Source organism: Cedecea sp. B1(4) (assembly GCF_059414925.1).
In genome coordinates this window covers 86,585-102,185 of record NZ_JCAHMZ010000001.1, presented here as the reverse complement: position 1 = coordinate 102,185, position 15,601 = coordinate 86,585, and the positions used below count along the sequence as shown (strand labels likewise).

Sequence of the window (15,601 nt, the reverse complement as noted above, 5' to 3'; positions counted from 1 at the left end):
TTTCTATCTCACACTCTTTAACAAAAATTGCGCTTAAGTTTGCTCGCATTTCAAATCGGTGCTGGGCATAGCACAATCGTTCACTTTTCGCACAGACATCTGGACATCCAAAAACAAGTCAAAAAATGAACAATTGTGAACAAGAAATACCCACTCATTGAGCTTATGCGGATTAAACATAAGTAATTCATATATATATGTTAACAAGCGAAGCATTTTTGTTGCGCTAAGAATGAAATTTGAAATGGTTCACAAAGTTCCCTGAAATTAATATTAAGTTACACATATTTTCTTTTTGAAACTCAATGTGCGCATTTGTAGCACTTTCAGGCTAGCGAAACGGTTTCATGGATGGAAAGATGCCAGACAGATACAGAAAGACACCAAACTATCATCAATAGTTCCGTAAAGAATTATTGACGGCAGTGGCAGGTGTCCATAAAAACCACAATGAGGGTAATAAATAATGATGAAGCGCAATATTCTGGCAGTGGTTATCCCTGCTCTGCTGGTAGCCGGTGCAGCTAACGCTGCAGAAATCTATAACAAAGACGGCAACAAAGTTGACCTGTACGGTAAAGCGGTAGGTCTGCACTATTTCGGTAAAACCGACGGCCCAAATGGCACCGGTGACCAAACTTACGCTCGTCTGGGCTTCAAAGGCGAAACCCAGATCAACAGCCAGCTGACCGGTTACGGCCAGTGGGAATATAACTTCAGCGGCAGCAACTCTGAAGGCGGTACTGACTCTCAGGCCAACAACAAAACTCGTCTGGCCTTCGCGGGTCTGAAATTCGGTGATGCGGGCTCCTTCGACTACGGTCGTAACTACGGCCTGGTTTACGATGCAATCGGCGTGACCGATATGCTGCCAGAATTCGGTGGCGATACCGGCGCGAGCGACAACTTCTTCTCCGGTCGTAACGGTGGCCTGGCCACTTACCGTAACCACAGCTTCTTCGGCCTGGTTGACGGTCTGGACTTCGGCGTTCAGTACCTGGGTAAAAACGATCGTGGAACCAACAGCGGTAAAGATATCGTTCGTTCAAACGGTGACGGCTGGGCGACCTCCGCAAGCTACACCGTTGATGGCTTCGGTGTTGTAGGCGCATACGGCGCTGCTAACCGTCTGGCAGCTCAGAACAACCTGAAATACGGCAACGGCAACGGTAAAGCTGAGCAGTGGGCTACCGGTCTGAAATATGACGCGAACAACATCTACCTGGCCGCGCTGTACGGTGAAAGCCACAACGCAACTCGCTTGGGAATCAATGGCACCCAGGGCTACCTGAACAAAACTCAGGACTTCTCCGTTGTGGCACAGTACCAGTTCGATTTCGGCCTGCGTCCATCCATCGCTTACTACAAATCTAAAGCGAAAGATGTTGAAGGTATCGGCAGCGAAGACTACATCAACTACATTGATATCGGCGCGACCTACTACTTCAACAAAAACATGTCTACCTACGTTGACTACCAGATCAACCAGCTGGACAAAAACAACAAGCTGGGCCTGAGCGACGACGACACCGTTGCTGTTGGTATCGTTTACCAGTTCTAATTTCAGCCATTTGTTTGTCTGAAATGTTTAAAAACAGGGCTTCGGCCCTGTTTTTTTATGGCAAAAAAGTAGAATAAACCCGATGTTATCGCTAACCGTCTCTTTTTGTCGCAAACGGTTGGCAATTCGTAAAACAGCAGTTAACCTGAAAGCGATTTCCCCCGATATCACTAATGGAACCCGTCATGTTTGAGAACATTACCGCTGCCCCTGCCGATCCTATTCTTGGTCTGGCTGACCTGTTTCGCGCCGACGACCGTCCAACCAAAATTAACCTCGGCATCGGGGTCTATAAGGACGAGACCGGTAAAACCCCTGTCCTGACCAGCGTGAAGAAAGCTGAGCTTTATCTGCTGGAAAATGAGACCACCAAAAACTATCTGGGCATTGATGGTATTCCAGAGTTTGGCCGCTGCACGCAAGAGCTGCTGTTCGGCAAAAGCAACGCGCTTATTGCCGACAAACGCGCCCGTACGGCACAAACCCCAGGCGGGACCGGTGCGCTGCGCGTTGCCGCTGATTTCCTGGCGAAAAACACCGCAGCAAAACGCGTTTGGGTAAGCAACCCAAGCTGGCCGAACCACAAAAGCGTGTTTAACGCCGCGGGCCTGGAAGTGAAAGAGTACGCCTACTACGATGCGGAAAATCACAGCCTGGACTTTGATGGCCTGGTGGCCAGCCTGCAGGCGGCGGAAGCCGGTGACGTCGTATTGTTCCATGGCTGCTGCCATAACCCAACCGGGATCGATCCTACCGCCGAACAGTGGAAAACGCTGGCAGAGATGTCGCTGGCCAAAGGCTGGCTGCCGCTGTTTGACTTTGCTTACCAGGGCTTTGCCCGTGGCCTGGAAGAAGATGCGGAAGGCCTGCGTCTTTTCGCGGCCGGCCACAAAGAACTGCTGGTCGCCAGCTCCTACTCCAAGAACTTCGGTTTGTACAACGAACGCGTGGGCGCTTTCACGCTGGTTGCCGCCGATGCTGATACCGCTGACCGTTCATTCAGCCAGGTGAAATCGGTTATTCGTGCCAACTACTCCAACCCACCGGCACACGGTGCCTCCGTTGTGGCGACTATTCTGAGCAACGACGCGCTGCGTACCATGTGGGAACAAGAGTTGACCGATATGCGTCAGCGTATTCACCGCATGCGTCAGCTGTTTGTGAATACCCTGCAGGAGAAAGGCGCCAACCGCGACTTCAGCTTCATTATTAACCAGAACGGGATGTTCTCGTTCAGCGGCCTGACCAAAGAACAGGTCCTGCGCCTGCGTGAAGAGTTCGGCGTTTACGCCGTCGCATCTGGCCGCGTTAACGTGGCGGGCATGACGCCGGATAACATGGCGCCGCTGTGCGAAGCCATCGTTGCCGTGCTGTAATCACCACGTATAGCAAAAGAGCCGCTTTAGCGGCTCTTTGTTTATTGGAAACCCGTCTTACCAGACCGGCTGCTCATCCTGCAAAAACGGATTATGCAGGCGTTCATAGCCCAGCGTAGACATTGGGCCGTGGCCGGGAATAAAGGTCACATCATCCCCCAGCGGCAGCAGCTTACGTTTGATAGAATCAATCAACGCCGCATGGTCACCACGCGGGAAATCGCTGCGCCCCACTCCGCCTTTAAAGATAACATCGCCCGAAACCAGTAAACGAGAGGCCGCATCGAAGAAAACGATATGGCCAGGCGTATGCCCCGGACAATGCAACACCTGTAAAGTTACATTCCCTACGGAAACACATTCCCCTTCGTTTAACCAGCGGTCCGGCGTCAAAGGTTGACACTCGTCGAGGCCAAACATCCGGCTTTGCTGCGGCAGTCCCTGCAGCCAGAACTCATCTTCTTTTTCCGGCCCCATAACGGGCACGCCGTAATGTGCCGCTAGCTCAGCCGCCGCGCCAACGTGATCGAGATGACCATGCGTCAACAGAATTTGGCTAATCTGCACGCCTTTCTGTGCCACTTCTTGCTTAATGCGCGCCGCATCGCCGCCGGGATCCACCAGCGCTGCCTGCTGCGTTTCCTCGCACCAAATAAGAGAACAGTTCTGGGCAAAAGCCGTGACCGGAATAATGTGATAGTTCATGCTGCTCCATTACCGACAACAAAGCCGGATTCCGTTGTTTTACCAGTGCCTTACCGGCCCGGTATCAATATGCACAAAGTCGCTGCTGGGGTAGTATCCTACACCACCTGCCCGCATAGATAATGCTGCTTTGCGAATATTGCTTAACGAAACGCCTTCAATATGGAAATCCATCGCCTGGCCTTTGGTGTGGTAGCTTTTTTTCGCCACGCCTCGGCTGTGAGCACGGAGTTCATTATTGGTGTCGATGGAACGGTAGCCGGAAACCAACTGGACCGGTTTGTTAGTCCCCAAAAGCCCCTGCAGGCGATAGAGTTGGTCGAACAGGGAAGGATCGATGGATTTAATCTTGTTCGCCCGGTAGTCCCGGAAGAAATGATTAAGCCTTGCTAATTCATCCTGAATATAGCCTCTGCCATCAAAAAACTCAGCTTTCAGTGACTCTCCAGTATGCAGGTTATTGAGAGTCAAAATACGCGGGCGTGGTGTCGAGAGGGTGGCAAACGACGGCAAAGGCATGAGAGCGGCACCGAAAGCCACGCCCCCCAAAGCCAGTAGCTTGCGGCGATTAGCGTCAAATTTGTCCATGATATCCAGGTCTACAGGTAATAAAATGATGGTTTAATATGCACTTTTGCGCACAGCCATCGCACCATAACTGCCCGAATCCGGGGAGTCAAGGCACGATAAAACCCTGCAACGGCGGGCCCTGCAGAGGGCCCGGCTGCGTTTTACATTTTCTACGACCACTAATTCATTAGAAATGTTGCGTTTAGCGGATTAATAACCCGGCTTTTGCGAGGTTTTGTGCGCCAGATCGCGCGGTGAGATCATAATTGTAAATATCTGTACGAAACTCGGTGCGGCCATCTTTTCCGACAAAAGCGGTCAGATAGTACAGATTAACCGGAATGTTATGCCGGATATTGACGTATTTAGTGTTCCCTTCCTGCAAGGTACTGGATATACGGGAATCATTCCATCCGGCATCCTGCAACAGCATATTTGCCAGCTCAGACGCCTTGTTGACCCGTACACAGCCTGAACTCAGCGCCCTTGCATCCTTCTGGAAGAGATTATGATTGGGCGTGTCATGCAGGTAGATGGCGTCAGAACTCGGCATATTAAACTTGTAGCGTCCAAGCGAGTTCTGCGTGCCGGGCTTCTGCTGGAAACGGAACGGCAGATTATTCTCGGTGATCGTCGACCAGTCTACGCGCCACGGATCGATCATCTCCGCATTGTTGCTCCAGCCGCGAATCACGCTATAGCCGTGCTGTTCCAGGTAACCCGGATTCTGGCGAACCTTTGGCAGAATGTCTTTTCGCGCCAGCGTCGGCGGCACGTTCCACGGAGGGTTAACCACAACGTTGTTCAGCGCGCTGCTCATCATCGGGGTTTTGCGATCCGGCCGCCCAACGATAACGCGAGAAGCCAACGCTTCATTGCCGTTAAGGTAATACACCAGCGAATAGTTAGGAATGTTCACCATAATGCCGGTCTCAAGTTTATCCGGCAGCAGGCGTAAACGTTGAATATTCAATGCTACCAGGGCTGCACGCTGCTGAGGCGTGACGTTAAGCCAGTCGCGCGTCAGTTGGCCAATCGCACCGTCCGAGCCTAACCCTTGCCATTGCTGGAAGCGTTTCACGCCATCGACCAGATCTCGGCTATAAACGCCGCGGGCGGCAACCTGAGATTTCTTCTTGCCAGCCTGAGGAGACGCGTCCTCGACGTTAATCGCGGACGGGCTTACGGTGACATCAGCCACGCTGGTCACCCCCGATGGCTTGTCCTGAAGCATTCCGGTTCGGGCAAGAATTTCTCTCAGCGCCCCCACGTCGTTGCTCCACTGCCCTGGCCTTAATGTCTCTTTGCCGGCCATCTGCGGCCACGGACGGGTATCAGCCAACAGATGAATCAGCGACTGATGCAGCTGGGCATACTGCGGATGCTGAGGCGCAAGGCTGTCGATAAAGTTCACCAGAGAACCCTGATCAACGGCTACCTGCCACTGGTTAATCACCGACAGGGGCGGCGTTTTTAACTTGTAAGGCGTGCTGCTATAAAGCCAGCGATTGCCGTCAATCGGGATGCCCGAAACGAACTGCAGGTAACCCATCATGGCGTCGGAAAGCACCACATCGCGCGCCATACCGGTCACTGCGGGATCGGTCAACAGCTCAACCCACTGGTTAAACTGCGGCTGTATTCCGGCAATGGCCACCTCCGCCAGCTGTTGCTGAAAGGCCTTAACCGCATCGCGGTTTTCCCACATCGGCTTCATGTCACGCGCAGCATAGAAGGCCGACAGAGCGTTGAGATAAACCGGCGTGTAGCCCGCAGGCAGGCCCGCAATAAGCTGCGACCGGCTTTGTGCCGCCGACATCGTGGAGGTGTTTGTTGGCAAAGTTCCGGCCATCGTGGCCGTCGCCGTAGACTGCGCCAAAGGCTGATTGAGTTCCGTGGGCCGATCGGTCTGGAAAGCAGAACTGTCGGAGGGAACGACGGCAGGCTCGTCGGCCTGGGCCACAAACAGCGGAGCGAAACTGAGCGCGAGGCAGTAACCGACTGCCGATAATCGAAAATCTTTAGCTTTTCTAAGCAACATCCCTTGCCCCCTGTTTATTACTGTGCTCACCGTCAAAGGCGGGAAGTATTCACCACTAGTATATAAACAGTAAAAACCATTTGCCTGACAAAATGTAAAGAAAATTAAAGATTAAGACTGTTCGCGACAAAGAAAAAGCGGGCCTTAGCCCGCTTGATAATATCGCATCCAGTATCGCTGGTTTACGAGGCGTCCGCCGTTTCCGAACCCTGCTGCGGCTCTGGCAGCGCCGGGGCCGCAAAGCCACGCAGGCCAACAACATGAACGTGTTCGCTGTTCTGGAAGACCTTACGCACCAGCTTATAGGTGGTCCCTTTTTCCGGGCTGATGTTTTCTGGAGCGGCAATAATTAATTGCATTTCCAGACGTTCACACAGCTCAAATAGCGTGGCGATGGACTTGGCATCCAGTCGCGCCGCTTCGTCCAGGAACAGCAGGCGGCAAGGGGAAATGTCTTTCCCACGCAGGCGCTGCGACTCATCTTCCCAGCTCTGAACAACCATCACCAGGATAGACATCCCGGTCCCGATAGCTTCCCCGGTGGACAACGCCCCGCTCTCTGCACGCAGCCAGCCGTCTGAACCACGGTTTACCTCAACTTCCATTTCCAGGTAGTTACGGTAATCCAGCAGCTCTTCGCCGATGGTCTGCGGCGTGCGCTGGCCCATGTCGATCTGCGGGTTAAGGCGCTGATAAAGCTTCGCCAGCGCTTCGGAGAAGGTCAGGCGATTGCTGTTGAACAGATCCTGATGCTGCTCATGCTGCTCGGAAAGAACGTTCAGCAGCGTTGCGTGAGCCTCGCGCACGTTGACGTTCAGACGAACACTCTTCACCTGACCGAAGGAGACGCTTTGCAGGCCCTGGTTGAGCATGCGAATACGGTTCTGCTCGCGCTGGATCGTCTTGCGAATGATGTTCGCCACGCTGCGGGAGCTGATCGCCAGTTTCTGCTCGCGTGAAGTCAGCTCTTCTGTCAGGCGACTCAGTTCAATTTCCATCTGTTCGATGGCTTCAACCGGATCGTCGGTACGAATGATGTCCTGGCGAATACGCTCGCGCAGATGTTGATAAACCGCGACGAAGAACTGAATCTTACGTTCAGGGCGTTTTGGATCTTCCGACAGACGAAGTACGTCACGCAGATGTTCGTTGTCGGCCACCGCCAGGCGCAGCGCACCCAACGCCTTATCCGACATAGAGCGCAGATCGTCCCCGGAGAGATAAGCCAGCTCACGACGATGCAGGCGGCGCTCAACGCCGTTGTCTTTCACCATACGCATGACGGCGCACCAGCCTGCTTTCGCCGTCACAACCTGCTCGCGCATTTCAAAGTAATTACGCTCCAGCTGCTTCAGTTTGCGGGTCAGGTTGTTCATCTCCGCTTCGCAGTAAGTCAGCTGCTTCTCAAGCTGATTACGGCGCGAGCGGTTGTTGCTGAGCGCGGTATGCAGCTCATCGCGGCGCGCACGTGCTCTTTCCTCCGCCCCGGTATCTGCGCGGACGCCGATATCCTGCAATTCTTTATGCAGATCCGTCAGCAGCTCTTTTTTGGTATCAAACGAACTTTTCAGCGACGCCAGAAGTTGGTTGTACTGACCCAACTGCTGGGCGTGCTGGCGCAGCGCTTCACGGGAACGCGTCCGCTCCACTTCAGCCTGTTCCAGACGCTGACGCAGCTTCTCATTCAGGTCGCTGTTGCCGTCCAGCATGGCGGCAGAATCGCTGTAGCTGAAGTGGGCGCGACGCTGCACGACTTCGGTCAGCGCAAACGCGCGCTGACGAGCATCACGCTGTATTTGCTGCGCGTGAGCGTAGTCGTCTTTAAGCTGCTCGAACTGTTCAGGGTCGCTCTGCAGCACGCTAGCAACGCCTTCCAGCTTGATCAACTGGTTGCCGTGCTGGTGAATAAAGCGAGCTGATTCTTCGGCTTCATCCAGGCGCTCCTGGATTTCATCGCAGCGATCGGCCAGCGTTTCGTCATTCAGCAGGCTAATACGCGGCAGCAGTCGGTTAAGCTGGGCCACGCCCTCTTTCGCCTGTTCAAACTGCTGGCGCTGCTGCTGATTGTCATTTTCGTGGTTGTTGATCGCCCGCTCAATCTCGCCGCGACGGCTATTGAGGTGACGAATTTCCGCTTCAGGATCGTCTTCAAACGCCACACCCAAATGCTGGCCGATAAAGCGGCTAAACGACTGGTGTAGGCGCTGGTTTTTCTGTACATCGAAAGAAAGCGTCGCGAAGCGCTCGGCCAGTGACTCACGTTCGTTATGCAGTGCTTCAAGGCGGTTTTCACGCGCGGCGCGGCCAAACAGTGGCAGCTCCGGCAGACGCGAATAGCGCCACTGGCGTTCAGCGGTTTTGACGAGCACCGCCGCGTCCATCTCTTCAACGGTAAACACGCTGTCATCGAACGAAGACGGGTCCCCTTCAATCAGGTACAAGTCTTCCGGGCAATCTTCCAGATTTTCCAGCTGCTCGCGCACAAGCGAAAGATCGGGCACCACGATGGCGTGGCGGGATGGGCCGTATAACGCGGAGAAGTACGGTGCATCTTCGAGACCGATGTCGTCATAAATTTCAGACAGCAGCACGCCGCCAAAACGTTCGGCCAGCGCGTTGAGGCGAGGGTCTTCGGCACCGCCAGGCTGGCTGAGGCGTTCGATTTCGTCATCTACGGCGCGTTTACGCGCCCCAACTTCGTCACGCTCAACGGTGGATTCGCGCTCGCGCTCCAGCAGTTGCTGCATGTACTCAGTCACCTGCTGGCTGGCGTCAAATTGCTCGCCGCTTTGCTCACACAGCTGAGTCAGGCTGGTTTGCGCCGCAATCCATCTTGGCGCGCGCAGGTTCAGCGTTTTGATGCTGGCCTGAATCTGTTCCAGCTCCTGACGCAGCGCCATACGCTGTTCGCTTGCTTCGGCTACGGTTTGCTGCAGCGCACCGATGCGCTCTTCCAGTTCCTCATGCAGCGCTTCAAGATCTTCGGGATCGAACTGTTTCCCCTGGCGTTTACAGAAATCGGCGAGCAAACGCTCGGCCTCCTGCTGTTCACGCAGGCGCTGTTCCAGCTCGTTGAGGCGCATACGCAGCGGCTGGACCTGTTCGGCCAGATGGCGCTGGTTGCTACTGTCGCGCAGCAGTTCACGCGCGGTGTCCCAGGCTTCGCTGCGGCTCACCGGGCCACTGATCGCCGTCACCAGTTGGTAAGCATGTTCGAACTGGCTATGAGCCGCCTGAGCCACGCTCATTTTCTGCTCAAGAGACAGCAACTTGTCCGTCGCCTCAATCTCTTTCGCTTTGAAGGTGTCCAGCCACTCGTCGGCGCTGTCGGCGGTTAAGTCCGGCAGATGGCACAGTTCACGAGCGCGCTCTAACGCCTGCAGCGCCTGCTGATACTGAATCGCACGAGTCTGCTGCACGTCGAGTGCCTGCTGGTAATCGGCAAGCTGGCTTTTCAGCTCATCCACTTCCAGCTCTGCGGCTTCGGCACGGGCCTCGTTTTCTTCCTGCTGCTCGTGGGCCTCGGCAACGATTTCATTCTGTTCTTCAAGACGAATTTGTAGCTCGTCGAGGTCAGCTTCGTAGCGCTCGATCTTCTCCTGCTGGCGAATCGCCGTTTGCACCAGGTTCAGGTGATCGCTTGCCGCCTGGTAATCCGTTTCCAGATCGCCTTCCGCACCGCTGTGTTCGCCCAGCTCGCGCGCCATATCAACGTGCTTATATTGTTCGGCGGCCAGCTGCTGGCGGCTGATCAGCAGTTCGCGACGAAATTCGAGCGCTTTATCCAGGTGGATACGCCGTTCGTTGGCGTGACGCATATAGTCTGCCGCCACATAGTCAGTCGCTTCCGAGATTAAGTGCTTAAATAAATCACGGTCGGACTGGGTGACGCGAATCGCTTCCAGAGTCATGCGGTTTTCACGCAGCGCCGCTTCCATGTCCTGGAAGGCTTTACGCACGCCGCCGTTTTCCGGCAGCAGATAATCACGCAGGGAACGGGTGATCGCGCTGGAGATACCGCCGTACAGCGAGGCTTCAATCAGGCGATAGTATTTGCTACGGTCTGCGGCACTGCGCAGACGACGGGCAACAATGCCCAGATCAAACATCAGCGAGTGGTAGTCGGTAATGGAGTTGAACTGCTTGAACTGCACGCCTTCAATGGCTTCAACTTTATCCTTCAGCTCCTGCAGGCTGAGTACGCGAGCCTGACGCTCATTCAGCGTTTCAGTCAGTAACTGCGTCGGCTGAATCGAGGTTGGCAAGCCCTGAATCGCAAAGGGTTTAATATCGACTTTACGGTCGCGCCCGGCGACCTGCTGCAGGCGAACCCCCACCACAACGCGCTGATGGCGTGAGTTGATGACGTCCAGCGTGGAGTAACACACGCCGGCTTTCAGCTTGCCGTGAAGACCTTTATCGCGAGAGCCTGAGGTAGCACCCGCCTCCGTGGTGTTGCGGAAGTGCAGCAAGGTTAAGTCCGGGATAAGCGCCGTGACGAAAGCCGCCATAGTGGTGGACTTACCCGCCCCGTTGCCCCCGGAAAGCGTGGTGACCAGCTCATCGAGATCGAAGGTACGCGCGAAGAAACCGTTCCAGTTAACCAGCGTCAGCGAGCGAAATTTTCCGCGTTCAATCATTCTTGTTCATCCTCCGCGTTATCCAGTCCTGGTTGTGGCTCATCGCTCTCATCATTGAGCTGCAGGCGGCTTTCGACCGCCATGGCTTCGCCGTCGCGAATCATGCGCAGCTGAGCTTCGCGCGGGTCATCGCCGGTGCGCACATCGGCGCCGAAGCGGAAGACCGATTCGGTGATGCGGAATTTACTGCTGTCGTGGCCCATAAACCAGATCATGCCGAGACGGCGCAGGCGAGTCAGTGAAGCACGCACTTTCTCCTGCAGTTTTTGTCGGTCAAGGTCGGACCCGGTGGAGCGGTTGTTCACCAGCTTCAGCAGCTTGTTTTCATCCGCCAGCGTTAGCAGCTCGTCATAAAGCTCCTGCTGGGTGAAGATCCCTTCGTTGGCCAGACGTTCCGGGCTGAGATAGAGGTAGCACAGAATTTTGCCCACCATCATATCCAGCTCGGAGAGCACAGAACGAGGGATTAGCGTGGTGGAACGTGGACGCAGATAGAAAAATCCTTCTGGCGCACGGATGAGTTCCACGTTATAGCGCGCGTAAAACTCTTCCAGATATTCCTGGAAATCCATCAAGAAGGCGTGGTTGTCCAGCTCTTCGAGGCCAATATGACGCCCGGCGCGCAGCTGGCTGTCGAGCGCAGGAAAAAGAGGGTTAGCCAGCGCCTGTGCCAGTTTAACCGGCATCACTTGTTCAATATTTGTTGATGACATGCGCCTGTACCTTGGCTCCGTAATCGTTAATGGTTTGCCACTTAGCCGGCAATCCTGTGAAATCCGCTTCCGCTACGCCCAGACGCACCGCCTGGTCTACAACAATACGAGCCACGTCGAAGTGACGCGCGCGCGGGTATTGCACGAGGTAGTCACGTACCACAACGCCCAAATCAAGAGGAGCTTGTTGGGTTTTGTAGACCTGCAGCGCCGCTTCAATCAGCGCCGCCAGCTGTTCACGAATTTCGTTAAATTCTTCAAACTCGAGTTCACTTGGCAACTCGCCGGTGACCTCTTCATCCCGCAGTGCCATCTCTTCGTCACGCATATCCAGCAGGCGATCGGCGCTGGAGTAGGTCAGCGCCCATGGCGCATCGAAGTAGCTTTGCACCGACTGGCGCAGACGCTGAGCAAAGACGCGGTTTTTATCCATATCGATAGCGGTACGGATAAATTTATGCACGTGGCGGTCGTAGCCAATCCACAGGTCAATGGCCTGCTGGCCCCAGCTGATAATGCGGTCGAGTTTGCTTTGCAGGTCGAACACCAGGCGGTCTACAAAGTGAAGATCGTCGCGCCCCAGGGTTGAGTCCTGAACGCGCAACAGGTTGGCCTGCAGCTTATCCCCTGCGGCTTCGAGCGTATCCTGCAGTTCACGTAGCGTGCCGGATGTCTCTGACAACAGCAGTTCGCAGCTTGAAATCGCCGCCCGCCAGTCTTTGTTCAGCAGTTGGGCAATGTCATCTTTTACCTGCTGCTGCTGCTCGTCCATAATGCGCTGGGTAAGATCGATACTGTCGAAAATCTCCGCCACGGAATATTTGAGCGGCGCATAAACATTGCGGTGCCAGTGAAATTCATCGCCATCTTCATCGGCCGCATCAGCGGCGCGCTTAAGCTCGCCCGCAACGATCGAAAGCTGCATAGACAGACGCAGCGTGGAAAACTCACGCTGGCGAATGTAGTAGTCAGTGATGCCAATCCCCAGAGGCGTCAGGCGATAAATGGCATTGCCTTCGGTTAGCTCGCTTACAAAGCGATTGAGCAAACGCTGACGGACCATATCATTGATGGCGTTGTTCGCGCGCACGTTGATGGTTTCGCTCGTTTGTTCAAAACCATCGCTGACGTGACGAAACGCATCAATCAGCTCTCCCTCGCTCAGCTCGCCATCAAGGCGCTCGCCGTTTAAGGTGGCCACGGCCAGCAAAAACGTCAGGCGCTCCGTCGGTAGCGAGATCGAAAAATCATTTTTCCTGGCCCAGGCAACCAGTTCAGGCACTGTCTGGGAAAAATCACTCATAATTTATCCTTGGCTCTGCGGCTTAAACGCGGTTACGTGAATATAGCGGCCGAGACTGATAAACGGCTCCTGCCGACAATAACGCGTCTCCAGCGTCAGCAAATCGTCAAAACCATCTCGTTGTTTGTGTTTATCTCGCAGGTAATCGTGAAACACCCGCACGCCGGTTTTACCGGTAATTTGCCAGCCAATTTGCTCCAGCCAGTGATAAACCTGTTCTGGCTGCAGCGGATTGTCGGGCGAAAGGGTTTTGCGCTTATTTTTTTTCATCCCCTGCAGTACATATTCGAAGTTTCCGACAAACATGTTTCGCATCAGCAGGCCGTTTGCATTGTAGAACATTAGCGACAAAGTGCCGCCGGGACGCAAACAATCCCAAAGCGCTTTTAGCACGGCCTGAGGATCGGTGACCCACTCAAGCACCGCATGAAACAATATCAGATCAACCGGGCTTTCCAAATGTTGAGCCATATCCTGAGCGGCAGATTGTACAAAATGCATGTTGTCGCTCACACCTTTCTCCTGAGCGAGCATTTTTGCACGCACAATCATTTCGGCGGACACATCGCAAAGCACGACCTCATGCCCCCGCTCAGCAAAACGGGTGGCCGTTTGCCCCTCCCCACCGCCGGCGTCCAACACCTTTAGGGTTGCGGGCTGCGTCGCCAGAAAAGCATCCAGATCCTGCCAGAGAATCGCCTGCCGCAACTGGCCTTTGGTTGTGCCATAGATATTGTGCGAAAACTTCTCGGCAATATCGTCAAAATTGCGGTCACCCATGGGTACAGCTCCGTGGCAAAAGAGGTCATCTGACAAAACCGCTATTTTGGCACAGGCGGGACGAGAATGAACCCATCTGGTGTAATATCACGGGCGTTTACCTGCTGGATGGTTAAAAAGGATCCGAATTTCATGCTTTTTATACTGAAAAAAATCATTGGCGGCCTGCTGCTTCCCCTGCCATTCCTGCTATTAACCATGGGCGTGGCTCTGGCGCTGCTGTGGTTTACCCGCTGGCAAAAAACAGCCAAAGGGTTACTCACTGCCAGCTGGCTGGTGCTTTTTCTGATTAGCCTGCAGCCCGTCGCGGACTGGATGTTAAAGCCTATCGAAGACACCTACGCCACTCGCCAGCACGGCGACAGCGCCCGCTACATCGTCGTACTGGGCGGCGGCTACACCTGGAATTCGGACTGGGCACCCAGCTCAAATCTGATCGACAACAGTTTACCGCGACTCACCGAAGCGATTCGTCTGAAACAGCTGAATCCGGGAGCAAAACTTATCTTCACTGGGGCAAGGGCGATGACTAACTCGGTGAGCGCCGCAGAGACTGGCGCCAGGGTTGCGGAAAGCCTCGGCGTTGCCAGAGATGACATCATTACGCTAGACACGCCAAAAGACACGGAAGAGGAAGCCCATGCCGTGGCCAGACTGATAGGCCAGCAGCCGTTTATTCTGGTGACGTCAGCTTCGCACCTGCCACGGGCGATGATCTTCTTCGCCCGGGCCGGGCTGCATCCTCTCCCTGCCCCGGCTAACCAGTTGGCGATAACCTCTCCGCTGAATCCGTGGGAAAAGGCTATCCCCGACCCGGTATGGCTGATGCACAGCGAGCGCGTGGGCTATGAAACCCTCGGGCGCCTGTGGCAGTGGCTGAAAGGCTCTTCAGGAGAGCCAGGGCAGCAATGACTTAGAGGCGTTGTCAAACACCGGCCGGTTCAGTCGGCCGGTTTGCAGCAGGTGTGCGACCTCATCCCACAGCACATATAGCCATCGCCGCCAGAGGAAAGATTCGGCAACCGGGGCGCGCTGTAAATAGTGCCAAAGCAGGCTTTCGGCCTGACCTGGCTCAGCCAGGCGAAACAGCTCATATTCTCGCGGCGCCCAAAGCATAACCCCGGGGTTAACCATCGCCAGCAATTGATCGCTACGAGAATCTTTGAGCATGCTGCGAAGGGAAAAATTGCCGTGAATAAGTACGCAGTTATCGCTGAAGTCTTCGAACATACGCGGCAGACATTCTCGGGTACGAAACAGAATACGTTTATCCTGCATGGTTAACCCGGTGTTCTGGTACTGATTGAGCGTAGTCCAGAGCACTTCGACTCGCTGGCGGTACCAGTGCGGCCAGATGTTTTCCTGAGTGCTGTCGACGTTCCCCACACAGCCGCTGCTGTCCACGCGATGCCAGGCTAACAGCCCCTCCACAATCTGGTCTTTGAGCTGCTCCCAGCGGTTTGGGGTGCGGGTCGGCGCTTCACCGGGAACCCCGCGCAGGCGCTCCATCAGCAAAACATCCGGGCCAGGATGTTCTTCATGAGTCAGTACGCCGTAGACCACCGGCATGCGGACGGTGCCTGAACGCGCCAGCATCGACATTTTCCAGGCCAACTGAGTCGCCAGGCCCGGCGAGGTAAAGCTTTTGGCGAGCAGCGGCATTGCGTGGCCGCCGCTGTCATAGAGCGACCAAAGTGCAGTTTCCGCATGTTCGCTGATGCACTCAATACGGCTTAACTTCTCACCCAGCAGGTGACTTAGCTCCTTACGCAGCAATTCCATACCGATTTCCCCTGGTAATACTGTTGATTTAATAATGAGCGCACCAGGCGAAGTTGTCACCACTCCAGATCAATTGGGTTTCAGAAAAAGAAAAACCGGCCTGGTTAGCCGGTTTGATTGTTCACGCTGA

General features: G+C 54.7%; 11 protein-coding genes. 3 read left to right on the top strand and 8 right to left on the bottom strand.

Annotated elements, in window-relative coordinates; all coding sequences use genetic code 11:
• Positions 1-466: 466 nt before the first annotated feature.
• Both ompF and ACR6JA_RS00430 read left to right on the top strand, forming a co-directional pair.
• Positions 467-1,561, top strand: a complete 1,095-nt coding sequence (gene ompF / locus ACR6JA_RS00435; RefSeq protein WP_284143114.1) for a porin OmpF — start codon at positions 467-469, stop codon at positions 1,559-1,561.
• A 185-nt stretch (positions 1,562-1,746) separates the two neighbouring features.
• Complete coding sequence (locus ACR6JA_RS00430) at positions 1,747-2,937, top strand: amino acid aminotransferase (RefSeq protein WP_213715934.1); 1,191 nt, start codon at positions 1,747-1,749, stop codon at positions 2,935-2,937.
• A 57-nt stretch (positions 2,938-2,994) separates the two neighbouring features.
• On the opposite strand, the gene ACR6JA_RS00425 is transcribed toward ACR6JA_RS00430, so the two are convergent.
• The 7 genes from ACR6JA_RS00425 to cmoM form a co-directional block, all read right to left on the bottom strand.
• A complete protein-coding gene (locus tag ACR6JA_RS00425; protein WP_213715935.1) occupies positions 2,995-3,642 on the bottom strand; it encodes an MBL fold metallo-hydrolase in 648 nt (215 codons plus the stop codon).
• 39 nt (positions 3,643-3,681) lie between these two features.
• Entirely contained in the window at positions 3,682-4,230 is a 549-nt protein-coding gene (gene mepK / locus ACR6JA_RS00420; protein WP_008461203.1) for a peptidoglycan L,D-endopeptidase MepK, read from the bottom strand.
• Between the two features lie 184 nt (positions 4,231-4,414).
• Positions 4,415-6,253, bottom strand: coding sequence for a L,D-transpeptidase (gene ldtD, locus ACR6JA_RS00415; RefSeq protein WP_008461201.1), 1,839 nt, complete (start codon positions 6,251-6,253; stop codon positions 4,415-4,417).
• A 182-nt stretch (positions 6,254-6,435) separates the two neighbouring features.
• Positions 6,436-10,893, bottom strand: coding sequence for a chromosome partition protein MukB (mukB, locus tag ACR6JA_RS00410; protein ID WP_494493309.1), 4,458 nt, complete (start codon positions 10,891-10,893; stop codon positions 6,436-6,438).
• Entirely contained in the window at positions 10,890-11,606 is a 717-nt protein-coding gene (gene mukE / locus ACR6JA_RS00405) for a chromosome partition protein MukE (RefSeq protein WP_008461197.1), read from the bottom strand. The genes mukB and mukE overlap by 4 nt, the downstream gene beginning before the upstream one ends.
• Complete coding sequence (gene mukF / locus ACR6JA_RS00400) at positions 11,587-12,909, bottom strand: chromosome partition protein MukF (RefSeq protein ID WP_213715938.1); 1,323 nt, start codon at positions 12,907-12,909, stop codon at positions 11,587-11,589. The genes mukE and mukF overlap by 20 nt, the downstream gene beginning before the upstream one ends.
• A 3-nt stretch (positions 12,910-12,912) precedes the next feature.
• Positions 12,913-13,689, bottom strand: a complete 777-nt coding sequence (cmoM, locus tag ACR6JA_RS00395) for a tRNA uridine 5-oxyacetic acid(34) methyltransferase CmoM (RefSeq protein ID WP_494493308.1) — start codon at positions 13,687-13,689, stop codon at positions 12,913-12,915.
• Between the two features lie 132 nt (positions 13,690-13,821).
• Here cmoM and elyC point away from each other — a divergent pair, with 132 nt between their 5' ends.
• Positions 13,822-14,601: an envelope biogenesis factor ElyC gene (gene elyC, locus ACR6JA_RS00390; protein WP_494493307.1), complete on the top strand. Its 780-nt coding sequence runs from the start codon at positions 13,822-13,824 to the stop codon at positions 14,599-14,601.
• Here the strand turns inward: elyC and ACR6JA_RS00385 are convergent.
• Complete coding sequence (locus ACR6JA_RS00385; protein WP_166995503.1) at positions 14,578-15,471, bottom strand: YcbJ family phosphotransferase; 894 nt, start codon at positions 15,469-15,471, stop codon at positions 14,578-14,580. The genes elyC and ACR6JA_RS00385 overlap by 24 nt on opposite strands.
• Positions 15,472-15,601 lie beyond the last annotated feature (130 nt).

Coding starts and splice junctions, on each gene's coding strand:
- mukB (WP_494493309.1), bottom strand. CDS start 10,893: ATGATTGAACGCGGAAAATTTCGCTCGCTGACGCTGGTTAACTGGAAC.
- cmoM (WP_494493308.1), bottom strand. CDS start 13,689: ATGGGTGACCGCAATTTTGACGATATTGCCGAGAAGTTTTCGCACAAT.
- ldtD (WP_008461201.1), bottom strand. CDS start 6,253: ATGTTGCTTAGAAAAGCTAAAGATTTTCGATTATCGGCAGTCGGTTAC.
- ompF (WP_284143114.1), top strand. CDS start 467: ATGATGAAGCGCAATATTCTGGCAGTGGTTATCCCTGCTCTGCTGGTA.
- ACR6JA_RS00425 (WP_213715935.1), bottom strand. CDS start 3,642: ATGAACTATCACATTATTCCGGTCACGGCTTTTGCCCAGAACTGTTCT.
- elyC (WP_494493307.1), top strand. CDS start 13,822: ATGCTTTTTATACTGAAAAAAATCATTGGCGGCCTGCTGCTTCCCCTG.
- mukE (WP_008461197.1), bottom strand. CDS start 11,606: ATGTCATCAACAAATATTGAACAAGTGATGCCGGTTAAACTGGCACAG.
- mukF (WP_213715938.1), bottom strand. CDS start 12,909: ATGAGTGATTTTTCCCAGACAGTGCCTGAACTGGTTGCCTGGGCCAGG.
- ACR6JA_RS00385 (WP_166995503.1), bottom strand. CDS start 15,471: ATGGAATTGCTGCGTAAGGAGCTAAGTCACCTGCTGGGTGAGAAGTTA.
- ACR6JA_RS00430 (WP_213715934.1), top strand. CDS start 1,747: ATGTTTGAGAACATTACCGCTGCCCCTGCCGATCCTATTCTTGGTCTG.
- mepK (WP_008461203.1), bottom strand. CDS start 4,230: ATGGACAAATTTGACGCTAATCGCCGCAAGCTACTGGCTTTGGGGGGC.